At 74.6% G+C, this 22758-nt stretch carries 19 protein-coding genes; 11 read left to right on the forward strand and 8 right to left on the reverse strand.

What is annotated here, in order from left to right:
* Positions 1-54 precede the first annotated feature (54 nt).
* From AB0B02_RS24735 to AB0B02_RS24750, 4 genes are read left to right on the forward strand one after another with little or no spacing between them, the layout of a single operon-like run.
* Positions 55-378: a metalloregulator ArsR/SmtB family transcription factor gene (locus tag AB0B02_RS24735; protein WP_281934869.1), complete on the forward strand. Its 324-nt coding sequence runs from the start codon at positions 55-57 to the stop codon at positions 376-378.
* Positions 375-845, forward strand: a complete 471-nt coding sequence (locus AB0B02_RS24740) for an SRPBCC domain-containing protein (protein WP_281934871.1) — start codon at positions 375-377, stop codon at positions 843-845. The genes AB0B02_RS24735 and AB0B02_RS24740 overlap by 4 nt, the downstream gene beginning before the upstream one ends.
* Complete coding sequence (locus tag AB0B02_RS24745) at positions 823-1179, forward strand: nuclear transport factor 2 family protein (protein ID WP_281934873.1); 357 nt, start codon at positions 823-825, stop codon at positions 1177-1179. Before AB0B02_RS24740 ends, AB0B02_RS24745 begins: the two co-directional genes overlap by 23 nt.
* Before the next feature lie 52 nt (positions 1180-1231).
* Positions 1232-1810: a dihydrofolate reductase family protein gene (locus tag AB0B02_RS24750; RefSeq protein WP_281934875.1), complete on the forward strand. Its 579-nt coding sequence runs from the start codon at positions 1232-1234 to the stop codon at positions 1808-1810.
* On the opposite strand, the gene AB0B02_RS24755 is transcribed toward AB0B02_RS24750, so the two are convergent.
* Together AB0B02_RS24755 and AB0B02_RS24760 are read right to left on the reverse strand one after the other, a co-directional pair.
* Entirely contained in the window at positions 1792-2502 is a 711-nt protein-coding gene (locus AB0B02_RS24755; RefSeq protein WP_281934876.1) for a helix-turn-helix domain-containing protein, read from the reverse strand. The two genes, AB0B02_RS24750 and AB0B02_RS24755, sit on opposite strands and share 19 nt — an antisense overlap.
* Positions 2503-2534: 32 nt before the next feature.
* Complete coding sequence (locus AB0B02_RS24760) at positions 2535-3437, reverse strand: sulfotransferase domain-containing protein (protein ID WP_281934878.1); 903 nt, start codon at positions 3435-3437, stop codon at positions 2535-2537.
* 272 nt (positions 3438-3709) lie between these two features.
* On the opposite strand from AB0B02_RS24760, the gene AB0B02_RS24765 reads away from it, so the two are divergent.
* Positions 3710-7006, forward strand: a complete 3297-nt coding sequence (locus tag AB0B02_RS24765) for a hypothetical protein (protein ID WP_357303953.1) — start codon at positions 3710-3712, stop codon at positions 7004-7006.
* 79 nt (positions 7007-7085) lie between these two features.
* Here the strand turns inward: AB0B02_RS24765 and AB0B02_RS24770 are convergent, their stop codons facing one another.
* Positions 7086-7832 (reverse strand): TetR/AcrR family transcriptional regulator C-terminal domain-containing protein, encoded by a 747-nt coding sequence (locus tag AB0B02_RS24770; protein WP_281934881.1) that lies wholly within the window; start codon positions 7830-7832, stop codon positions 7086-7088.
* Between the two features lie 100 nt (positions 7833-7932).
* On the opposite strand from AB0B02_RS24770, the gene AB0B02_RS24775 reads away from it, so the two are divergent.
* Positions 7933-8916, forward strand: coding sequence for an NAD(P)-dependent alcohol dehydrogenase (locus AB0B02_RS24775; RefSeq protein ID WP_357303957.1), 984 nt, complete (start codon positions 7933-7935; stop codon positions 8914-8916).
* A gap of 56 nt (positions 8917-8972) precedes the next feature.
* On the opposite strand, the gene AB0B02_RS24780 is transcribed toward AB0B02_RS24775, so the two are convergent.
* Together AB0B02_RS24780 and AB0B02_RS24785 are read right to left on the reverse strand one after the other, a co-directional pair.
* On the reverse strand, positions 8973-9362 hold the full coding sequence (locus tag AB0B02_RS24780) for a hypothetical protein (RefSeq protein ID WP_357303960.1): 390 nt from the start codon (positions 9360-9362) through the stop codon (positions 8973-8975).
* Between the two features lie 169 nt (positions 9363-9531).
* Positions 9532-12654 (reverse strand): hypothetical protein, encoded by a 3123-nt coding sequence (locus tag AB0B02_RS24785; RefSeq protein ID WP_357303963.1) that lies wholly within the window; start codon positions 12652-12654, stop codon positions 9532-9534.
* Positions 12655-12811: 157 nt separating this feature from the next.
* Here AB0B02_RS24785 and AB0B02_RS24790 point away from each other — a divergent pair, with 157 nt between their 5' ends.
* Positions 12812-16201, forward strand: a complete 3390-nt coding sequence (locus AB0B02_RS24790) for a BTAD domain-containing putative transcriptional regulator (RefSeq protein WP_357303966.1) — start codon at positions 12812-12814, stop codon at positions 16199-16201.
* A gap of 9 nt (positions 16202-16210) precedes the next feature.
* Here AB0B02_RS24790 and AB0B02_RS24795 read toward each other — a convergent pair whose 3' ends face one another.
* A complete protein-coding gene (locus AB0B02_RS24795) occupies positions 16211-16897 on the reverse strand; it encodes a hemerythrin domain-containing protein (RefSeq protein WP_281934888.1) in 687 nt (228 codons plus the stop codon).
* A 218-nt stretch (positions 16898-17115) separates the two neighbouring features.
* Between AB0B02_RS24795 and AB0B02_RS24800 the strand changes: the two genes are divergently transcribed.
* Complete coding sequence (locus AB0B02_RS24800; RefSeq protein WP_281934889.1) at positions 17116-17655, forward strand: phosphatase PAP2 family protein; 540 nt, start codon at positions 17116-17118, stop codon at positions 17653-17655.
* Between the two features lie 61 nt (positions 17656-17716).
* Positions 17717-18460, forward strand: coding sequence for a class I SAM-dependent methyltransferase (locus tag AB0B02_RS24805; RefSeq protein ID WP_357303971.1), 744 nt, complete (start codon positions 17717-17719; stop codon positions 18458-18460).
* 33 nt (positions 18461-18493) lie between these two features.
* On the opposite strand, the gene AB0B02_RS24810 is transcribed toward AB0B02_RS24805, so the two are convergent.
* A complete protein-coding gene (locus tag AB0B02_RS24810; RefSeq protein WP_281934891.1) occupies positions 18494-19534 on the reverse strand; it encodes a hypothetical protein in 1041 nt (346 codons plus the stop codon).
* Entirely contained in the window at positions 19498-20634 is a 1137-nt protein-coding gene (locus AB0B02_RS24815; RefSeq protein ID WP_357303974.1) for a transporter substrate-binding domain-containing protein, read from the reverse strand. The genes AB0B02_RS24810 and AB0B02_RS24815 overlap by 37 nt, the downstream gene beginning before the upstream one ends.
* 271 nt (positions 20635-20905) lie before the next feature.
* Between AB0B02_RS24815 and AB0B02_RS24820 the strand changes: the two genes are divergently transcribed.
* Together AB0B02_RS24820 and AB0B02_RS24825 are read left to right on the forward strand one after the other, a co-directional pair.
* Positions 20906-21277: a metalloregulator ArsR/SmtB family transcription factor gene (locus AB0B02_RS24820; RefSeq protein ID WP_107156381.1), complete on the forward strand. Its 372-nt coding sequence runs from the start codon at positions 20906-20908 to the stop codon at positions 21275-21277.
* A 438-nt stretch (positions 21278-21715) separates the two neighbouring features.
* On the forward strand, positions 21716-22758 hold a 1043-nt coding region (locus AB0B02_RS24825), incomplete at its 3' end, for an arabinofuranosidase catalytic domain-containing protein (RefSeq protein ID WP_357303978.1).

Below are 22758 nucleotides of genomic sequence, written 5' to 3' on the forward strand. Positions count from 1 at the left end.
AGCCGAATACAAACAAGCACTTGCGCAAGCGTAGGTTTGGATTAGGGTGGGGACGTGTCCGACCTCGACCTCGCGTTCGCCGCGCTCGGTGACCCCGTCCGCCGCGCCCTGGTGACCCGCCTCGCCCACGGTGACGCCACGGTGGGCGAGCTGGCCGAGCCGTTCGACCTGACCCCGCAGGCGATCTCCCACCACGTGGGCGTGCTGCGCCGCTGCGGCCTGGTCGCGCAACGCCGCGAGGGCACCCGACGACCCTGCCGGCTCCGGGCCGACCAGCTCGCACTGGTCGGAGCCTGGATCGACGAGCAGCGCCGGGCCTGGGACGACCGGCTCGACGCGCTCGACCGTCACCTCGACGACGAGGCGGGGGCCCGGTGACCGCCCGCGCCGAGCGGCACGGCGACGAACTGATCGCCCGTCGACACCTCCGTGCCGGGGCGGCCCGGGTCTGGGCCGCCTTCACCACGCCGGCGAGCCTCGCGGCGTTCTGGGGCGGCTCGCACGCCGAGGTGCCACCCGGGTCGGTGACCGTGGACGCGCGGCCCGGCGGCGAGTTCGCGCTCGACACCCGCGCCCCGGACGGCGCGACCCGCCGACTCCGCTTCGTCTACGTACGCCTCGACCCGCCGCGCGAGCTCGTCTTCGACGAACCGGTGACCGGCCTGCGCACGACCGTGACGCTCCGGCCCGCCGGCGAGGGCACCGAGCTGACCGTCCACCAGCGCCGGCTCCCGCCGGAGCTGCGGACCGCCCGGGCCGCGGACGGGCTCGCCTCGATCCTCGACGCCCTCGCCGCCCACCTTTCCGCCGCAGGAGCCGACAGTGCCGCAGATCAGCCAGCGTGACCTGGTCGACGAATACTTCGCCGGCTTCCGGGCCAGCGACCACCCGCGCATCCTGGCGACGCTCACCGACGACGTGGAATGGGTCATCCACGGTCACCGCACCACCCGGGGGCGGGCGGAGTTCGACGGCGAGATCGAGAACCCGGCGTTCGCCGGCAGCCCGCAGCTCGACGTCGAGCGGGTGCACGAGGACGGTCCCGTCGTCGTGGTGACCGGCGAGGGCCGCGGGGTCAGCGTGGCGCACGGGCCGTTCCGCTTCGCCTTCAACGACCTGTTCACGTTCCGCGACGGGCTCATCGCCCGCGTCGACTCCTACGTGGTCCCGCTGCCCTGACGTGTCGTTTCCGTACAAGACACCGGGCCACCCGGATTCCTAGCATTCCCCCATGCGTGATCTTGTCTATACCGGTTTCCTGTCGCTCGACGGCGTGGTGGACTCCCCCGGCGGCGGGCCGGGCGAGGAGCACCGCAGCGGCGGCTGGGTGGTGCAGGACATCGAGTTCGTGCCGGAGGCCTTCGGCCTCAAGGGCGAGGAACTCGCCGACACCACGGCGCTGATGTTCGGCCGCCGCAGCTACCAGGCGTTCGCGCCGGTCTGGCGGGACTCCGACGACCACGCCGACTATCGGGAGCTGCCGAAGTACGTGGTCTCGTCCGGCCTGCCCGACGACGCGCTCGTCGACGGCTGGGGCCCGACGACGATCCTGCGCTCGACCGACGACGTGGCCGCGCTCAAACGGGGCGAGGGCGGGGCGGTCTTCATCCACGGCAGCGCGGAACTCGCCCGCCGCCTGTCGGACGCCGGTCTGGTCGACCGGTACCACCTGCTCGTCTTCCCGGTGCTGCTCGGCGCCGGGAAGCGTCTGTTCAGCACCACCGACAAGGACAAGCAGACGTTGCGGCTGCGGGAGTCCGAGACCTACTCGAACGGTGTGCTGAAGCTGATCTACGACGTGGTCCGCTGACCCAGGTCCAGCGCGATCGGTCGGCCGTTGCCGGCACGCAACTGCCCCGCCGTCCGCCCGACGTACCGGCGCAGCGCGCGGGCCAGGTGCGGCTCGTCGACGTACCCGAGCCGGGTGACCGCCTCGGCCACCGTAACGCCGGCGGCCAGCAGCGCCGCGGCCTCCCGGGCCCGTTCGATCTGCCGCACGGCGCCCTGGGTCAGCCCGGTCGCCGCCCGGAACCGACGTTCCACGGTGCGCGGCGACGCGTAGGGGCGGTGGCCGCGGCGAAGCTCGGCGACGACCGGGTCGCGGACCACCGCGCCGGCCCGGACCAGCCGCTCGACAAGCGCCTCGGCGTCGTCCGGGCCCGGTGTCTCCCACCGGTCGCCGGCCAGCCGGAACGTCCGACGGGTGACGTCGGGCAGTGCGGCGCCGCGGTCGACCAGGGCCGGGGCGGGGAGGGCGCGCAGCGACGTCCCCACCGCGAACTCGATGCCGACGAAGGCGGCGCCCGCCGGCACCGGCGCGACGCCCGCGCCGGTCTCGGGCCCGGAGACGCTCGCGTACGGCTGGCCGTCGCACTGCCAGAACACCAGGCCCCAGCACGCGGTGGCCACCGACGTCATCTCCGTGACCGGCCCGCTGGCGCAGGTCCACACCGTGTCGACCCACCCGGAGTCGGACGCGCGCGTGGTGAACCGCAGGGCCACGGCAGCAGGATACGGCGATCGGCCGACAACCCCTACCGGGCCGCCGGGTCCGACCCGTCGGGCCGGGCGGCGACCGCGTCGCGGGCGGGGTAGCCCAGCACCTCGGCCAGGTCACCGGCCGCCGCGGTGTAGGCGGCGTAGATGTCGTCGTCGAAATGGTTGCGCCAGTCGCCGGCCGCGCCCTTGCGGTAGTGGGAGATCCGGCCCGGCGTCTCCTTGTCCTTCTTCATCTTCGTGAAGCTGTAGCGGGCCAGGAGCGCGGTCAGGTCGGACGGCGGAAGCGTGATGCCGCAGTGCCGCATCAGCCGGTCCACCTCTTCGGCCTGCCGGTCGCCGGTCAGGTCCTCGTAGCGGAACAGGCGGAACGTCTCCGCGGGCGGTGCCACCGCCCACGAGCGCATCTGCCCGAACTGCTTCTTGTCGCGGAGGCGGTCGATGACGTAGAGCATCCCCTCCTTCTTCGACTTCTCTTGGAGGGCCTTCCGGGCCTGCGGGATGTCACCCATCGGGGCGTGCGAGTTCCGCAGTGAGAAGTAGCTCGACACCACCACGTCGCGCGGGTCGCGGATCACGAAGAAGGCGCGGTACGTGCCGGCCTTCGGCACCGCCTCGAACCGGCGGTGGGACAGGAAGATCGCGAGGCCGACCCGGCCGCGCGGGACGGGTGCGGTAGCCCCGCCGGCGTAGAAGCGCGGGTCGTACGGCAGCAGCCCGGAATGACGGTAGACGGTCGGATCGCTGAACAACGCCTTGATCCACTGGCTGCCCGTCTTGCGGACGGTGCAGTGGAAGATATTGTCGAATTCGCTGCGGGAAACGACCGGCACGGTGAGCCGCATCCGGGTGTTGCGCGTTTCCATCTGCGCCCGCCGGGCCGCGACGCGCATGGAGTTCGGCGTATTGTGCTTGGCGAATTCGACGGCGCGATTGATCATTCTTCCAAACCTGTTCCGCGCCCCGCGGAGCAGGGCACACCGACAATTACGCGCACGTCGCACAGCCGGAATCGCAGACTCCATCTGCTCGCCCCGCGCCCCGATGCGCCGCTAGGAATATCCCCGACGGTCCCATTGATGTCAATCGGAAAAGACCTGAGAGAACGCTGAAAATCCGCAATTTACATAGGAATTGCAGGAATGGTGGACGCGCGGGATTCCGGTCCGCCCGGCGTCGGGCCGGCACCCGGGGCGCGCCACCCACCGGCACAATGTGCGTCGTGCTCACCGCCACCCGCGCGCTGCTGACGTCGCTCGACCCACTCCCCCACCGGGCCCGGATGCGCCACCTCGCCGACTGGGCACGCACCGCGCCCGACCGCGCCCGGGTCTGCGCCGACCTCCGCGGCCGGGACGCCTACTCCCGGCGGCTCGCGTTGATCGCCGCCATGGTGGTCCGGGACGACGCCGCCGTCGCCGCCGCGACCCACGACCCGCTGCCGTCGATCCGGGCCACCGCACTCGCCATGGCGCTGCGCGCCGGCACGCCGCCCGGCGACCTCGCCGACCGACCCGCCGCCGACCGGCGGCGGGTCTACCGCACGCTGCGCCGCCGGCCCGTGCCGGCCGTCGCCGACGCGCTGATCACCGAGGTACGCGACCGGTTCGGCGACGAGGAGGCCGCCGCGTTGCTGCCGGCCTGCGGCACCGACACGGTACGGGAGTTGCTGCCCGACCTGGAACACGCGCTCGACCCGGAGCGGCTGGTCCGCCGGCACGCCGGCACGCTGCTGGCCCGGACCCGCGAGCGGCTGGCCGCGGCCCCGCCCGAGCAACGCGCCCGGATCTGGGGCGAGGTCGCCGGCGCGGTGCTGCGATGCGACCCGGCGGAAGCGCTCGACCTGCTCGAACGGTACGCGCCCGAGCAGTCGCTGCCCGGCCCGCCGGTCGCGTACGGGCGGCTCGCCGCCTACGACGCGGCCCGCGTCGTACGCCTGCTCACCGCGCCGGGGCGCGCGGCCTGGGTGGCCCGGACCGCGTCGACGCCGGCGCTGCGACGCCGCCTCGCGACGTTGCCCACCGACGAGCTGGCACCGCTCGCCGCCCGGCTCCGGGACCACGGCCGCGGTCTCGCGGCGCTGCTCGACGCCGTCGCGCCGGGCCGGCGCGGCGAGCTGTACGACCGGGCGCTGGCCGGTGCCGACAGCACGCTGCTGGTGCCGGCCGCCGAGGTCATGGACGTGCTGCCGGCGACGGTCCGGGTCCGGGAGGCGACCCGGGTGCTCGGCCTGCCCCGGATCCGGGAACGGGAGGCCGACGTCCGCGCGTGGAGCGCCTACCTGCCGTGGCCGGACGCGTCCGCCGCGCTGGACGGCGCGGTGCGCTCCGGTGACGCGGACGAGCGGGCCACCGGCTGGGCGCTGCTGGTGGCCGCCGCCCGCCGCTCCCGCGACCCGCGCGTGGTGGCCGAGCTGGTCGCCCGGCTCGCCCGGCTGCGCAACGAGCAGGATCCGGTACGCGCCTCCGCGCTCACCGCGCTGTCCCGGGTCGCGCCGCTGCTCACCGCCGACACGGCCGGCGGGCTGACGCGGGTGACCACCGACGCGGTCGACGCGCGGGACGCCTCGGCCGCCACCACGTCGGCGCTGAGCCACCTCGCCGCCGACGTGCTGGCGCGCCACGTCGACGTGGCGCCGCTACGCGGCTGGGCGCTGCTCACCATCGACCGGGTGAGCAGCGGCGCGACCGTGCCGATGCTGCGCCGCTTCGACCAGGTGCTGCGGCGCGGGCAGGAGTCGATGGTCTTCGAGCGGCTGCGCGGCTGGGTCGAGGCCGGCATGACCCGCGGCAACCACGCCCCGCTCTTCGCGCTCACGTACGCGCTGGGCAAGCGGGCCTGGCGGCTGCCCGCGCTCCAGGGGCTGCTGCGCCGGGCGCTCGCCCGGGACACGCCGCCCTCGGTGGCGCGGACGGCGATCGCGCTGTGGCTCGCCGACCCGGGAACCCGCGCCGAGCGGGTGGCCGAGGTGCTCGACGTCGACGCGTCGGCGGTGACGCTGCACGAGGTGTGGGAGGCGGTCGGACGCGTCCGCACCGACCTGCTCGACCGGGCGTTGGGCCGCCGCCGCCCGCGCGGCCGGTTCGTCATGGCCGGGACGCGCTGGGTGCCCGGCCACGCGCCGGGCGCCGCGCGCTGGCTGCCCCGACAGCAGGCCCGCTTCGTGGAGCTTCAGGAGCTGGTCGTCACCGACCCCGGCCACGTCGTGTGGCAGCGCGCGACGGCCATCCGGGCCGCCGCCGGCCTCGGTGACGCCGGGCGGGCGCTGGTCCGGCGCCACCTCGACGCGCCCGAGGTGCCGGTCGCCGAGGCGGCACTGGGCGCGCTGGTCCGGACCGACCGCCCGGACGAGGCGCTGCCGGTGCTGCTCCGGTACGCCGACGGCGACCGGGCCCGGGTCGCGCTGTACGCGGCGGCCCGTGCCGCCCGGCACGTCCCGCCGTCCAGGCTGGTCGACCTGCTCGGCGCGCTGCTGCGGACCGGGCCCGCGAAGATCACCAGCCGGAAGGAGGCCGCCCGGCTGCTGGCCCGCTACGGGCCGCCCGCGGCGATGGCGACGCTGCGCGACGCGTACCTCGATGCGGGAACGCACCGGGACCTGCGGGCGGCGATCGTCTCCGCCGCCCGGCAGCGGCTGACCCCGGAGGCGAGCTGGACCGTCCTGCGGGCCGCGGTCGACGGCAGCCGCGAGGAACGACGCGCGGTCCTCGGCGCGTATCCGTACTGGATTCCGGAACGCCACCGGCCCCGCTACGCCGCGCTCGTCGTCGAGGCGTGTCGCGCCCCCGACCGGGAGGTCCGGCGTGCCGCGTTCGGTCGGCTCGGGGAGTGGGCGCCCTGGCTGGCCGACGTCACCGACCTGGTCGTCGACCGGCTCACCGACCTGGACGAGACGCTTGTCGACGTGGCGGTGGCCGACCTGCTGCGGGCCGGCGGCGACGAGGTGCTCGGCATCGCGCTGGCGCGGCTGGTCGACCGGGACGCCGCCGACGACCGGCCCGGCGACCCGGCCGCCGACCGACCCGCCCGGCGGCGCGTCGACGTGCTCGCCCGGGGCGCTGCCGTGCGGGTCGCGCACCGGCCGGCCGACGCCGACCGGACCGCGCTCGTCGACGCCGCCCGGCGGCTCGCCGGCCGGCCCGGTTTCGTCGGCACGGCCGCCGGCCTGCTGGTCGACCTCGGCCGGCTGGACAACCTGGACGAGGTCGCGGCGCTCTGCGCGGGCCGGCCCGTCCTCGCGGTACGCGCCGCCGGACGGGTCGGCGCGCGGCTGCGCGCCCTCCCGGACTGGCCGGACCTGACCGGGCTCGACGACGTGGTGGCGCGGCTGGCCGGCCGGGGCGACCTGGCCGGCGGGCTGTTCGCGGTGGCGCTGGTCCGGCACGGGGCGGTCTCCGGCTGGCCGGAGCCGTGGCGGGGCCTGCTGACCGGGCTGCGCCGGCACCCCGACGCCGACGTGCGGGAGGAGGCGTACGGGGTCGACATGCGGGAGGCAGCTCACACCCAGTAGGTGTCGTGGTGGAGGATGAACGTCCCCCTCCTCGCCCGACACCCCGCATCCGCCGCCCCCGTGCGCCCTGACCTGCTCTTCAGCGGGGCAGAACCCGAGCCGCCGTGGACGACACTCCTGAATCCGCGGACGTCCAGCCCTGCCGGTGCAGCCGTTCGACGCCGTCCAGCAGCAGGTCCAGCGCGAACTCGAACTCGAACTGGTCGTCGCAGCCCGAACCGACCACCGATCCGTCCTCGTGGGACGCCGCCCCGGCCACCTCGGCGAGGTGCGGGAACCGCGCGGCGGCCTCCGGCGGGAACGCGGCCGGCGGCTCGGGCTCGGACGTGCCGGACCGGCCGGCACGCCGGGACGCGTCGAACAGTTCCTGGCTGAAGCCGAGGATCCGGCTGCCCATCGCGTGCATCACGTGGTGCGCCAGGTCGACGGAGAACCCGCCGGCCCGGAACGCCCCGACCATGGAGTCGAGGTAGGCCAGCACGCCGGGCGTCGCGGTGTCGCGCGTCTCGATCGCCAGCGACGCCCAGGGGTGGCGGCGGAGCATCTGTCGCGCGGAGAGCACGCGTCGGCGGATCGTGTGTTTCCAGTCGCCGTCGGCGGCCGGCGGGTCGATCTCGGCGACGACCGCGTCGATCATGCCGTCGAGCAGTTCGTCCTTGTTGGCCACGTGCTTGTAGAGGGCCATCGGCACGACGCCCAACTCCTGGGCGAGGTTACGCATGCTGAGGGCGGCGATGCCGGCCTCGTCGGCGAGCGCGACGGCGGTCCGCAGGATCCGTGCCCTGCTCAGTGGCGCCCGGCGCGCCACGTCGGCCTGCTCAGCCATCTCGTCCTCGCTCCCGGCGGCGGTGGTTGAACCCTAACCGTCTTGACAGGTGTACGCCGTACACCGACCATAGGTGTACGGCGTACACCAAGGAGGCACGATGAAGGCGATCGTCCAGGACCGGTACGGCCCGCCAGAGACGCTCACGCTGGCGGACGTTCCGGTGCCGCAACCCACCGCCGACCAGGTGCGGGTGCGGGTCGAGGCCGCCGCGCTCAACGCGTACGACTGGCACGCCACGCGCGGCGACCCGTGGCTGGCGCGACTGGCGATGGGGCGCACGCGGCCCCGGGCCCGCATCCGGGGACGGGACTTCGCCGGCCGGGTCGAGGCCGTCGGCGCCGACGTGCGGCAGGTGCGCGTGGGTGACCCGGTCTACGGCGACCTCGGCGACGCCAACGGCGCGTTCGCGGAGTACGTGTGCGTATCCGAGGTCCTGGTCGCACCGGCGCCGGCGAACCTGACACCGCAGCAGGCGGCGGCGCTGCCCCTGGCCGGCACCACCGCGCTGCTGGGGCTGCGCGACGCCGGGCGGGTCCAACCCGGGCAGCGTGTCCTGGTCAACGGCGCCTCCGGCGGAGTCGGCACCCTGGCCGTCCAACTGGCCAAGGCGTTCGGCGCGACCGTGACCGCGGTCTGCAGCACCCGAAACGTCGACCTGGTCCGCGCGCTCGGCGCCGATCACGTGATCGACTACACCCGCGACGACTTCACCCGCGACCCGCGCCGCCACGACGTCGTGTTCGACCTGGTCGGCAACCGCTCGCTCACCGCGCTGCGGCGTGCGCTGACCCCGACCGGGACGCTGGTGCTCTCCGGCGGCGGCGTCTACCGCGGCGGCCACCTCGTCGGACCGGTCTGGCTGCTCACGCGTGGCCGGCTGGTGGCGCCGCTCATCCGGCACCGCCTCGTCGTCCTCGCCACGACACCCGGCCGGCAACACCTCGACGCGCTACGCGCCCACGCCGAAGCCGGCCACCTCACGCCGGTCGTCGACCGCACCTATCCGCTCGCGGAGGTGCCCGCCGCCATCCGCCATCTGGAAGGCGGACACGCCCGCGCGAAGGTCGTCATCACCGTCTGACCGCGAACGAGTGCCGGACGAAGCCCGTCCGGGCCCCGACCGGCACTCCTCCGCCCTCAGCAGGACTTCTTCGCCGCGCGGCGGAACGCGTCCTCGGTGACCGCCTTCCGCTTGCCGCCGGGCTCGCCGACGAGCACCTGATCCGGCGGCAGCGCGGCCAGCTCCGCCAGCGTGAAGCGGACCGGCACGGTGCCCTGCCCGCTGTCGAAGGCGGAGGCGGTGTACTCCGTACCGGGCTGGAACGCGGTCAGCGTCCGCCCGTCGACCGTCCACCCCGACGGCGACTGCAACAACCGGACCTCGTCGACGGCCCCGCCGGTGCCGCGGTCGGCGTCGCACTGGGCCGGCGGGGAGACGCCCTCGGTGGAGACGCTCACCCGGTCCGCGTCGAACGTGTCGACGGCACGTAGTGTCGTCCCGCCCGGGCGCCTTCGGCGTCCTCTCACGGCCTGTTCCCCCGTTCGTCCACTGGCAACGCCGGCAAGAAGTTCCGGCGCGGCCAGGCTATGTTCGCCGGGGGCGGCGTGATGTCCCGCGTGGACGAACCACCATAATCGTCGATACCCGCCGGTCCGAGGGCGCACCACGGCGATACGCCCTCGGGCCGGATCCGGGTCAGCTCGCGTGCACGCTGACGTTCGTCGCCCGCAGCAGGCCCAGCACGGTCCGCACCGTCGCCAGGCCCTCCTGGTGGCTACCGGCCTTGATCCGGCCGGACCAGTAGGCGTACCGCTCGGCCAGGCTGTCGACGCCCACCGTCCCGGCCCGCAGCACGCAGGAGCCGAGCGGGTCGTCGGGGGCCTCGGTCGCCGGAGCGGTGGCGCACCCGGCGGTGAACCGTTCCTGTCCCCGCATCGGGTCGAGCCCGGAGACGTCGCCCTGACAGGGGTCCCAGTCGAGGGTCTGGGCGCAGGTGGCGTAGTTCGCCAACGCCCGCTGGTAGGCGTTGAACAGGTGCAGCGATCCGGTGTTGTAGCTGTCCTGGCTGCGTGGCAGGCGGTAGTCCGCCGGCAGGGACCGGTCGCCGAAGAGTTGACCGTGCAGCACGTCGTCCCGGTCCAACGCCGAGGACCAGCCCAGCTCGGAGAAGATCTGGAGCATTCGGACCGTGTCGGAGACCTTCTTCCCGGCGTCCCACAGTTGCTGGGAGACCGACCAGGTGCCGGCCGCCGGCCGGTCGACACCGGTGCCGAGCGCCGCCACCCGGTAGAAGTAGCGCTGCTTACCGGTGAGCATGGCCCGCGTCTTGGTACGCGCCAACGCCACCGCGGCCGGGTTCTCCACCACCGTCCCGCTGTTGTCCAACGCCGGCCGGTACGTCGAGTCCCACTTCTGGTTGACGTAGTAGTCGGGCTCCCGGCAGTAGCCGGTCGGCGGGTTGGCCCGCTGGTCCCACAGGCAGACGTCGATCAGGTGCGTCTTCCACGTCACGGTCCGCACGTCCTGCCAGTCGCCGCCCAGCCACTTGGCCTGCTGCCGCACCACCAGTTGCAGGTCGGCGTTGGTCCGCTGGGTGCGCGGCCCGTCGATCACCTCCACGTTGACGAAGTCGGCGTCCAGGCAGGAGCGCAGCTCCGGCCGGTGCGCGGGCGCCATCGCGTAGGTGGCGAGGTGGTAGACGTTCGGCAGCGCCGACCGGTTGACCCGGCTCGGCGTGGTGACGCCCCCGGCCTGTCCGCAGAACGGCATCCTGGCCACGTCCGCGATCCGGCCCGCCGCCGGGACGTCCTGGTCGACGCTGCCCCACATGTCGTAGTCGCGGTCGGTCTCCACCCAGCGCACCGCCCGGCCGACCTCGTCGAGGGCCGCCTTCCACTGGCCCGTGGCCGACCGGTAGTCGGCCATGAGGCGCTGGAACAGCGCGTTGGTGCCGCCGTCCGCGGCCGGGGCGCTGAACTGCCGCACCCGACGGTTCACCGCGTCACCGGCGGCGATCGTGCTCTGCGTCTCGGCCGCGCCGACCTGGGCGGCGTACTGCGGGTTCTGCAGTTGCAGGATCAGATTCGCGCGGGCGCCCAGCAGCCACGCCGACGGGTTCGCCACGCCACCGGCCGGCGCGTCGCCGGGGGCGGGGGTCAGCGCGATGCCCCGGGCGCCCGCCCACTGGGCCAGGTAGTCGATCGCGCCGGCCGGCAGGTGGAGACCGACCGTCGACACCGGGTCGGCCAGCGAGGTGCCGACCGGCACGACGTGGGGCGCCTGCCGCGCCGAGTCGACCGCGAACGTCCGGGTCGGCGAGTCGCCCTGGTCGAAGTACGTCGCGAAGGAGTCGATCGCCGAGCCGGTGCGCGCCTCACGGTGCACGTACCGGTCGACGCTGGTCCGCAGCGGCTGCTGGGCGATCTGCTCGAACGCCGCCTGGCTGGCCAGCGCGAGCCCGTCGACCCGCTGGTCGAGCACGATGAGCTGCCCGGCGATGACGGTCAACTGGGCGCGTACCTCGGCGAGGTCCCGGGCGAGCGCGGTGAGCTGGGCGCTCAGCGCGTCGTACATCACGCCGAGCATCTTCTCGATCCGGTCGAACCGCTTGTCCATGCCCGCCGCGAGCCGGTTGATCTGGTCCCGCAGCGCCGCGATCTGCGCACCGGTGGCGTCGTCGGCCCCGCCGCCGGAGGTGAACAGCGGAAGCAGGATCATCGCGGCCCCCACCAGGCCACCGACCAGCGTGAACGTGGACATGGCCAGCGCCGCGGTGGTGATCCCGGCGGCCGAGATGGCCGCGGTGTAGGTGGTGATGGCCGAGATGGCGCCGACCACGGCCTTGGCGATGGTCTCGATCTGCCGGCCGAACTGCTTGTCCACCATCCCGGCGAGCTTGCCGAGCACGGTGACGGCCTGACCGAGCTTCTCGTTGAGCTTGCGGTCGGCCTCCGCCTTGGCCTTGGCGGCGGCCTCGTCGGTGGCTGTCGGCTTGTCCGGCCCGCCGATCGGGAAGCGGTCGGACTGGGCCACCGCGTCGGTCACCGCGGCCGCCGACCGCGCCCGCAGCGCGGCGAGCGCGGCGTCGAGCTGCGTCTGGATCTCCGCCCGGTAGGCGTCCTTGTCGTACCGCTTCGCGGTGATCGCCGGAAGGTCGAGGTGGCCGGTCAGGTCGGGCAGTTGCGCCAGCTCGTCCGCCGGGGTGTCCAGGCGTACGCCGAGCCGGGTGCCGACCGCGCTGTTCCAGACCTCGGCGAGGACGGCGTCGGAGGCGGCCCGGGTGTGCAGCCCGGCCCAGACCTGGCCGATCGCGCTCCGCGACAGCATCTCCCACATGTGGTCCTGCGTGCCGCTGCGGATCTGCTCGATCGGCGGCACGATCCCGCCGAGTTCCTCACCTGTCGTGCTGCGCAGCAGCCCCCGGACCGCCGGGCCGCCGAGCCGCGCCTCGCCGCTGCCGGCGAGTTTCTCCACGGCCGCGCCGAGCAGGTGGAGCTTGCCGGGTGACTCGTCGGACGCGGTGACGGCCTGCCCGACGAGGGCGGTGACGGCGGTCAGGTGGGCGCCGACGGCGGCGGCGTCGGCGGTCGGGTGGGTGGCGCGCCAGTCGCTGAGTTCGGCGGCGAGCACGGCGTCGGTCAGGCCCGGGGTGCCACCCTCGCGGACCTGGACGACGGCCGCGAAGAGGGCGTGGTGCACGGCCTGCTCGTCGTAGGTGACCGGGTCGGCGGCGACCGCCGGCCCGGCCAGCCCGACGACCAGGCCGACACCGGTCACCGCGGCGAGCCACCGGTGTGGGCGGCCCTTCTTGGTTCTCATGGATGTCCCTTCTCCGACGCCCCGCGGTCGCGGGGCGCGATGCGGCCTCCATCGAGCCGGACCGGAGTTGGCGGGTGCTTAACGCGCGCTTGGCGTACCGGCCGGGACTGTCGGATGGATGATCTCCACGACGGACCGGTCCGGTTAGGGTCACGGCGTGACGACGATCGGCGTGCTCGGTCCGGTGCGGGCCCTCCACGGCGGCGCCGCGATCGACCTCGGCGCGCCTCGGCAGCGCGCGGTGCTGGCCCGGCTCGTCGCCGGCGGCGGTCACGCGGTGTCGGTCGACCGGCTGGTGGACGACCTGTGGTCCGCGGACCCGCCGCCACGGGCCCAGGCGGCGCTTCAGGTGTACGTGTCGAACCTGCGCCGGGCGCTGGAACCGGACCGTCCGTCCCGCGCCCCGGCCCGGATCCTGGTCACCGTCGCCCCCGGTTACGCCCTGCGGCTGCCGGTGACCGACGTGGACGCCTGGCGCTTCGAGTCGCGGCTGCGGGCGGCGACCCCGGCCGCCGTCGACCGGCCCGCCGCGGCGGTCGCCGACCTGGAGACGGCGCTCGCCTGCTGGGACGGCGGCACGCCGTACGCCGAGTTCGCCGGCGAGCCGTGGGCGGACCGGGAACGCGAGCGGCTGGGCCGGCTGCGGCTGAACGCCGTCGAGCAGCGGGCGAAACTGCTGCTCGACCTGGGCCGCCCGGGCGAGGTGGTGCTCGACCTCGATCCGCACGTACGGGAGCACCCGCTGCGGGAACGGGCCGCCATGCTGCTCGCGGTCGCGCTGTACCGCCTCGGCCGGCAGGCGGACGCGCTGGAGGTGCTGCGCGCGGTGCGCGCCGTGCTGGCCGAGCAGTTGGGCATCGATCCCAGCCGTGAGCTGCGGGACCTGGAGACGGACCTGCTGCGGCAGAGTCCACGGCTGGAGGCGCCCACCGCAGTCGCCACCCGGCCCGCCGCCGTCGCCGGGCCGGCGGCCGTCACCGGACCGAGGGCTGTCACCGGGCCGGAGACCGTTGCCGGGGCGGTCGCGACGTCCGCTCCCGCCGCGACCGCCGGGGCGCGCCCGGAGCGACCGCTGGGCCGGACGGCCGAGTTGGCCCGGTTGCGCGCCGCGGCGGCCCGCGCCGCCCGGACCGGCCTCGGCATCTGCTGGGTGGGCGCCGAGGCGGGCGCGGGGAAGTCGACGCTGGCGCAGCACCTCGCCGACACGCTCGCCGTCAACGGCTGGCGTCCGGTGACCGGGACCTGCCCGCAGGTGGAGGGCGCACCGCCGGCCTGGGCCTGGCACGAGGTGGTCACCGCCGCCCGCCGCCATCTCCCGCTCGACGAGGCGGAGACCCACGGGCTGCGCCTGCTGTTGGAGACCGGCACGTCGGCCGGCGCCCGCGGGGAGTACGACGAGTTCCACCTCCGGCAGGCGCTGGCCGCCTACCTGTCCCGGTTGGCCGGTCACGGCCCGCTGCTCCTGCTGGTCGAGGACGTCCACCGCGCCGACGGCGAGACGCTGCGCATCCTCCGCCACCTCGCCGCCGCACTCGCCGGGGCGCCGGTCCTGGTGGTGGCGACGTACCGGCCGGACGAGGTGACCGACGACCTCACCGTGGCGCGGGCCGCGCTGGCCGGCGTACCGGCCGTCGAATGCGAGCTGGGCGGCCTCGACGCGGACGCCGTCGGCGAACTGCTGCGCCGCTACGGCGTGGACAGCACCGACACCGAGCTGCTGCGTACCGTCCGGGACCGCGCGGCGGGCAATCCGCTGTTCACCATCGAGCTGGCGAAGCTGATCGCGGCCGAAGGGCCGGCGGCGGCGCTGGACGGCGTCCCCGCCGGCCTGGGTCACGTGCTGGCGCGGCGGCTGGCGCGGTTGCCGGCCGGCGCGCGGACGGTGCTGCGGCAGGCCGCGGTCCTAGGCGAGACCGCCGACATCGACACCCTGCTCGCGGTCGACGGCGGCCCGGAGGACCAGGTCCTCGACGGGCTGGAGGCCGGGGTGACCGCCGGCCTGCTCGTCGAGCCCGCGCCGGGCCGGGTGCGGTTCGCGCACGCCCTGATGCGGGACGCGCTCTACCACAGCGTCCCGCTGCTGCGGCGCACCCGCATCCACAGCCGCGTCCTCGACGTGCTGCGGGATCGGCACGTCGACGACGTGGCCGCGATGGGGCGGCACGCGCTCGCGGCCCTCACCCCGGCCACCGCGGCCGACGCGATCGGCCACCTCGCCGCCGCGGCCCGCCGCGCCGGCGACCTGGGCGCGCCGCGGGAGGCCGCCGCGCTCTGGGCCGGCGCGTTGCGCGCGGTCGACCTGGCGCCGGCGACCACGGTCCGGACCCGCCTCGACCTGCACCGCAGTCTGGCCACCGCCGGCGCGCTCGCCGGTGACGTGCTCACCGCCCGCGCCGCCCGCGCCGAGGCGGTACGGCTGGCCACCGGCACCGGCGATCCGGGGGCCGTCCACGCGGCGCTCACCTGTTTCGACGCCCCGGTCACCTGGACCATCCGGCCGGACCGCCTGGTGGACGAAGCCCTGGTCCGGCTGTTGGAGCAGGAACTGTCCCGGGTCGGCGACGACCGTCCGGCGCTGCGGTCCCGGCTGCTGAGCGTGCTGGCGTTCGAGATCGAGGGCGCCGACCAGGAGCGCGCCGACGAGGTCACCCGGGAGGGCCTCGCGCTGGCCCGCCGGCAGGACGACCCGGCCGTGCTCTGCCGCGCGCTCAACGCCCGCTACTTCGTCACCGTCGCTCCCGCGCACCGCGCCGAGCTGCCCGAGGTGGGCCGGGAGCTGTTGGCGACGGCCGAGGCCGCCGGCCTCACCGCGTACCGCTGCGAGGCTCACCACATCCTCTATCAGGCCGCGCTCGCCGAGGCCGACTTCGACCGGGCCCGGCACCACGTCGACCGGGCGGTCGAGCAGGCCACCACCGGCCAGCTCGGCCTGATCCTGGCCGTCATGGGCTGGTTCACCGGCCTCTGCGCGCTGTTCCGGGGCGACCTCGACGAGGCGTCGCGCCGCTACGCGGAGATCAGCGACCGGATGAGCCGGGTCGGCGGCCCGAACGCGGCGGCGATGGGGCTGATGGGCCGGTTCACCGCGCTGACCGTCGCCGGGCGCGGGCACGAGGTGGTCGACGAGCTGCGGCAGGTGCACGCGCGGGTGCCGGACGACGCCCACGACGTGCTGGCCCACGCGCTGCTCTCCGCCGGGGACCACGCCGGGGCGCGGGCCGTCTGGCGGCCCCGGGCCCCGATCCGTCCGGACTACCTCTGGCTGTACTGGATGACGGTGCGTGGTCAGGTCGCCGCCCGGCTCGGCGACGTGCCGGCCGCCCGGCGCTGCTACCGGGAGCTGTCGCCGTGGGCCGGCCGCTTCGCCGGGTTGGAGTGCGGGTCGATCTCGCTCGGGCCGGTGGACCAGACGCTCGCCGAGCTGGCCGCCGCGCTCGGCGACCCGGTGGCGGCCGCCGCGCACCGGGACGCCGGGCTCCGGCTGGCCCGCGCGGTCGGCGCCGTGCCGTGGAGCGACGAGTCGGCGTACGTGCCGGTGGCGGCGTGAGCCGGTCGCTCACCCGCCGAAGACCCGCGCCTCCCGTCGCCGGAAGCCCGGTCGCACCGCCGCGAGCGTCAGCCGCAGCACCGGTCCGGCGATCCGCTTCAGCTCGTCCAGCTCGGCGGGCTCGGCGTACCGCTCGATGCGGGGCAGCTCGAAACGCAGCGCGCCGCCCTTGCGGACGGCCCGTTCCACGGTGTCCCAGTCGGCCACGCTGACGTACCGGCGGATCACCGGGAAGATCAGCCGTTCCTCCTCCTCGATGTGCTCGTCGAGGGCGTCGCGCAGTTGGGCGAGGGCGGTGGCGAGCCGCCGCGCGGCGGTGCGTACCCGGTGCTCCGCCGGCCCACCGGGGGCGAACACGGAGCACAGGTCGTCCACGGCCGCGCGTACCTCGTCCAGCACCGGGTCCAGCGAGGCGTGGTCGTCGCTCAGCTCGCGCAGGTCGATCTCGGCGGCGGCCGAGCGTTCCAGCACCGGCCAGAGGACCTCGTCCTCCATCCGATGGTGGTGGTGGATGCCGGCGCAGAGCAGCCACACGTACGTCCGCAGCGCCCGCGCCCGACGACGGTCGTAGGTGATCAGGCCGGCGGCCACCCGGTCCGACAGGTCGGCGAGTCGCCGGGTGTCGGCGCGCATCGTGCGGTGGTTGATCCGGAAGCCGACGAGGTTCGGTCCGGTCTCGGAATCGGTCGTGTCCATGGTCTCCTCCGGCCGCTGCGGTCAGCGGCCCGCTCGGTGGATGTCGTGCGCCGAGCCTCGATCGCCGCACCTGGCGCTCACTTGGTGGCGGCTTGGCGTCGGGCACCGCCACGACGGCGTGCGGAATTCGGCACTTTCCCGGCCTCCGGCGACGCCCGCGTGCGAGCGTGGAAGCCACCCGGAGACGGGTCGGGCAGCCGAGGAGGGGCGGTGGCGTCGTGAACTACCACCTGTTCCAGATGATCAACGCCGGGGCGGGGCGGGTCGACGCCGTCGACGACGCGTTCGAGTGGGCGGCGGTATGGTTGATCTACGTCCTGGGGGCGTTGGCGGTGGTGCCGGTGGTCCGCGCCGGCCGGCCGGCCGCCGGCGCCGTGGCGCGCGTGCTCGCCGCGCTCGCGCTCGCGTTCGCGCTGGGCCGGGTGACCGCCGCGCTCAGCACCGAGGTACGGCCGTTCCAGAACCACCACGTGCACCAGTTGATCCCGCACGCGACCGGTCCGTCGCTGCCCAGCGACCACGCCACCGCCGCGTTCACCCTGGCCCTCGCGGTCGGCGTCTTCCTGTCACGGCGCTGGGGAGCGGTGCTCACGATCCTGGCGGTGGTCGTCGGCTTCGCCCGGGTCTGGACCGGCGTGCACTACCCCGGCGACATCGCCGCCGGCGCCCTCGTCGCCGGCGTCGCCGTCGTCACGGTCGCGGTCACGACCCGCCGCTTCGCGCGCCGGTTCCGGCCGCACCCCGACCCGACCGCCTGACGTCCGGCCCGGCCTCGGAGCGTGATCCGGCGCAGCGGTCCGGTGGTGTTCACTGTCAACCGTGGATCGTCAACGACTCAGCGACATCGCGCACTCGCACCACCCGATCGCGGCGCCGGTCTCCGGCGTCAACGTCAACCGGCTCCTGCGCCGGGCGGACCGGCGGCCGGCGGCGCGCATCCTCGACCTCGGCTGCGGGCGGGCGGCCTGGGCCATGCAGGCCCTCGCCCACTATCCGGACGGCCACGCCGACGGCGTCGACGTCAGCCACCACGCGCTCGAACACGCCGCCGCGGCGGCCGAGACGCGCGGCCTCGCCGACCGGCTGACGCTGCACGAACGCGACGCGCGGGCCTACGTGCCGGACGGCGACTACGACCTGGTGCTGTGCGTGGGTTCGACGCACATCTTCGACGGTTTCGCCGGGACGCTGCGGGCCGCCGGCCGGCACGTGAACCCGGACGGGATCCTGCTGGTGGGTGAGGTTTTCTGGCAGGCGCCGCCGACGCCGGAGGCGCTGGCCGCGCTGGACGCGAAACCGGAGGACCACACCGACCTCGCCGGCCTGGTGGACGCCGCCGAGGAGGCCGAGTGGACCCCGGTGTACGCGCACCTCAGCGACGCCGCCGAGTGGGACAACTACGAATGGTCGTGGGTCGGCTCGCTCACCGAGTGGGCGCTCGACAACCCCGGCCACCCCGACGCCGCCGAGGCGCTCACGGTCGCCCGGGCGCACCGGGACGGGTGGTTGCGCGGTTACCGCAACCTGCTGGGTTTCGCGACCCTGGTGCTGCGCCGCACCTGACCGCCGGTCGCCGCCATGGGGACGGGCCGACCGCTAACGCGGGGCCCGGCCGCGCTGGTCCCCGGCGGGGAGCCGGCCGTCGCAGCGAACGTCCTGCACGGTGACCGGCCGCCGGAGCATCATCCAGTCGAGCACGGTCTCCTCCACCGGCCAGCCGTGCACCGTCACCACGCTGTACGGCACCGGTCGGGCCTGCGGGCAGAGAACCTGCGAACGCACGTGGTCGTTGGGCAGGAACCGGACGACGGCCGCCCGGTCCAGCATGATCGTCGAGGTGTCGGTGACGGTGATCAGCGCGCCGAGCACCACCTCCGAGGCGACCTCGCCGTCCCCCGTCGCGGTCTCGGAGGCCGGTGGGGCGACCTCGACCGCGGTGGTGGGCAGCACCGGCGCCGCCAGGAAGACCGCGCCGGTCACCAGCGGCAGCACGGCCGCGACCGCGTACGCCAGGCCGTGGGTGACCGCCGGCGCGATCCACCCGGGGATCGCGCCGGTGAGCAGCACGGTGGCGGCGGGCGGCACCACCAGCAGCACGGCGGTGGTCGGCTCACCGACGTGCAGCGCCGTCCACGCGGCCGGGGCCAGCGCGGCGTACTCCAGCACCGCCACGGCCAGCGGGATCGCCACGCTGACCAGGAGGATCCGGTTCGGCCGGTCGGGATACAGGTAGCGGGTACGCAGCGCGAGCAGGCAGAGCGCCAGCATCAGCAGGGTCGGCAGGAAGCGGAGCTGCCAGGTGAGCGCGCCGAGCGCGACCGCCGCGGTGGCCACCCAGCCGGGGGTACGCGCCGTCCAGGAGGCGAGCAGCGACCGGTCCGGGTCGAAACGCTCCGGGGCGCTGAGCCGCAGCAGCCGGCCGAGCACCCCGAACATCAGCACGACCAGTGGGAAGGCCCAGACCAACGCGATCAGCAGCGCGCTGAGCAGGCCCAGCGGGCTGACGTACTGCACCAGCAGCAGCATCGTCGACATGTCCTGGCGGCTGAGTTGCCACAGCCGCAGCACCAGGAGCAGGACGGGGAACGCGGGGAGGAGCGTCAGCAGCCACTGCTGCGCCTGCCGGGCCCCGGCCATCCGGCGGGGCCGGCCGCTCTTGCCCGGGCCGCCGGTGATCCGGAGGATGCCGGGGCCGGCAGTGCGATCCTCTCCCACGGCCACTGCCGTACCTCCACCTTCCTGGGGTCGGGCTGCTGCTGTACCGCGACCGGCTGCGGGAGGTTGAAACGCTGCTGCCAGCGGAAGTTGGCGTCGTACGCCTGCTCCCAGGCCGAGTTCCGCGGGTTCGTGGCCGAGTCGTCGAGCGCGAGGTCCACCAGGTCGCGGAGCGCCTCGTTCGGGCCGGTGTTGACGCCCCACTTCTCCGCGGCCGACTCGCCGATGTCCCAGTGCCGCAGCGGCTTGGCGTTCCGGAGCAGGCTCGGGAAGCGCTGGCCCTCGTCGCCCGCCCGGTCGCCGGTGACGAAGCCGGCGAGGATCGCCGCGTCGCTGCTGACCGCGTCCACCTTGCCGTCGTACAGCTCCTGGACGCACTCACTGATCTTGTTCCGGCCGATCGGCCGGGCCCGAGCCTCCCGCAGGCGCGGAATGGCGGTCGAGGTGGTCAACGTGCAGACGGTCCGGCCGGCCAGGTCCTCCAGGCTGCTCACCGGGCCCCTGTCGCCGGCCAGCGTCACGACCGACTGCTCGGTCTGCAGGTAGGCCGCGGAGAAGACCGCCCCCTCCTCCTCTTCCCGCTTCTTGGTGATGCTGTAGGAGGCGATCACCATGTCGACCGTGACGAAGCCGTCGCGGTCCCGGGCCTGGCGGCGGGCCCGGTCCTCGCTCTCCATCGGCAGGAACCGCACCTGGGACCGGTCGAACCCGAGATAGCCGGCGATCAGGTAGGCGATGTCGACGTCGAAGCCCTTCCAGACGTCGTTCGGCAGTCGCTGGGAGACGCCGGGTTGGTCGTCCTTCACGCCGACGAGCAGTTGCGCCTTGCCCTTGAGGCCGGCCCGCTCCATCAGGTCGTCGCGGGTCGGTGGGCCCAACTGGAGCACGATGGGGATCAACGCCGCCGCGAGGAGGGCCAGCACGACCACCAGCCCCACCAGCCGGAGCTGGCGGATCCGGCCGGCCCGCGACGACGCGCCCGGAGCCGGCCCGGCCGGGGCCGGCTCGCCTGCCTGATTCACCTGTGCCCTCCCCCGCTACGCCTTGGTGAGCGTCAGTCGTTCCATTGTCGGGTCCGTGGCAAGGCGGGACGAGCCGCCGCGAGGGGCGGGATGCCGACCGGCCAGGAGCACCGGAGATGTCGGTGTGTGTTCATCGACCGGTGTGGAACGCTGAGACTAGATCATCCGATCTTCGGGTGTGGTCCCGTCCGGCGCTCCGCCCGACCCACGGAGATTCACCGCCGGTGATGGTCGGCGGTTTTGCCGTCCCATTGATGGTGTCGGTGCGACTATGGAGGGCGTGGGAACTGCGAAAACAGCGATGCCGTCCATCTCGCCGCTGACCGGTGAGCCGATCAAGCGTGCCGACGCCGAGCGCCTCGCGGGCGTCCTGAAGGCGTTCGCCGACCCGGCTCGGCTGCGGCTGATCAGTCTGATCCAGTCCGCCCCGGAGGGTGAGGCGTCGGTGAGTGACCTGACCGCCCCGCTCGGGCTGTCCCAGCCGACGGTGAGCCATCACCTGCGCATCCTCACCGAGGCCGGGCTGCTCGAACGCGAGAAGCGCGGGGTCTGGGCGTACTACCGGGTGGTGCCGTCCGCGATCGCCGCCATCGCCGACCTGCTGACCCCGCCGCGCAAGCGGGCGACGAAGCGGACGCGCTGAGCGCCGTCACGCCACCAGGCGGAGTCGCCGCGTACGCCGGGTGACGAGCGTGGCGAGCCCGACGCGGACCAGGGCGGAGAGCCGGTCCGCCGGGCCTGCCGGGCGGGTCGCTCGACCGATCCGGGCGACGGCTCGGGCCGTGGCCTGCCCGAGCCGTGCCCGAAGCGCCGGCCCGAACGCCCCGGCCCGCTTCGCCGCGCCGTCGCGACATCGATGTGTTCTAATTACTCACGTCGATGTTCGCGATAACATCAGCGACCGGTAGGCCACCACCGAGGCACCTCCGGAAGCGCCGCCTCGTGCCGGGCCGGACACCTCGCGCGCCGCACGGGCGGCCGAGTGCGCGCAGCGGGTGTTAGCGCTTCACCGACGGTCACCACCCGTGAGGCTCCGTGCCGGTACGGACGGCCCCGGAGCCTGCGCACCCGAGGAGCCGTCATGGCCATCCCCCGTCCCCGATCCCTCCGATCCGGACGACCACGACTGCTGGTCGCCACCCTCGCCCTCGCCCTGGCCGCCGTCGGCGCCGTCCTGACCACCCAGGCCCGGACGGCGGTCGCCGCCCCCGGGCCGGGCGCCGTCGTGGGCGTGCAGTCCGGGCGCTGCGTGGACGTACCGAACGGCAGCACCACCAACGGCACCCAGGTCCAGTTGTACGACTGCACCGGCGCGGCGGCGCAGAACTGGACCTACACGTCGGCGCGGCAGTTCACGGTCTACGGGACCAAGTGCCTGGACGCCAACGGCCGGGGCACCAGCCCGGGCACCGCCGTGATCATCTGGGACTGCAACGGCCAGGCCAACCAGCAGTGGACCGTCAACGGCGACGGCACCATCACCGGTCAGCAGTCCGGGCTCTGCCTGGACGCCAACGCCGCCGGCACCGCCAACGGCACCAAGCTGATCCTCTGGACCTGCAACGGCCAGGCCAACCAGCGGTGGACCACGTCCACCACTCCGTCGTCCCCGCCGCCCACCTCGCCGCCGCCGACCGGCGGCCGGCCGTGTGACATCTACGCCGCGGGCGGCACGCCCTGCGTGGCGGCGCACAGCACCACGCGCGCGCTGTTCTCGGCGTACGGCGGCAACCTCTACCAGGTCCGTCGCTCGTCGGACAGCGCCACCCGCAACATCGGCGCGCTGGGCGCCGGCGGCTACGCCGACGCCGCCGGCCAGGACGCGTTCTGCGGCGGTACGACCTGCGTGATCACGGTCGTCTACGACCAGTCGGGACGCGGCAACGACCTGTGGTACCAGGGCTCCGCGCAGGTCCCCGGATCCTCCTCCAGCCGGCCCGCCACCGCGACCAGCGAGGCGCTGACCGTCGGCGGCGCGAAGGCGTACTCGCTCTACATCAACCCCGGCAACAGCTACTGGCGCGACGGTCACCTGACCGGCGTCCCGACCGGCAGCGCGCCGGAGGGCATGTACATGGTCACCAGCGGCACGCACGTCAACAGCGGCTGCTGCTTCGACTACGG

Origin of the sequence: Micromonospora sp. NPDC049240 (assembly GCF_040647835.1) — a bacterium.
In the GTDB taxonomy this organism is placed as follows: domain Bacteria; phylum Actinomycetota; class Actinomycetes; order Mycobacteriales; family Micromonosporaceae; genus Micromonospora.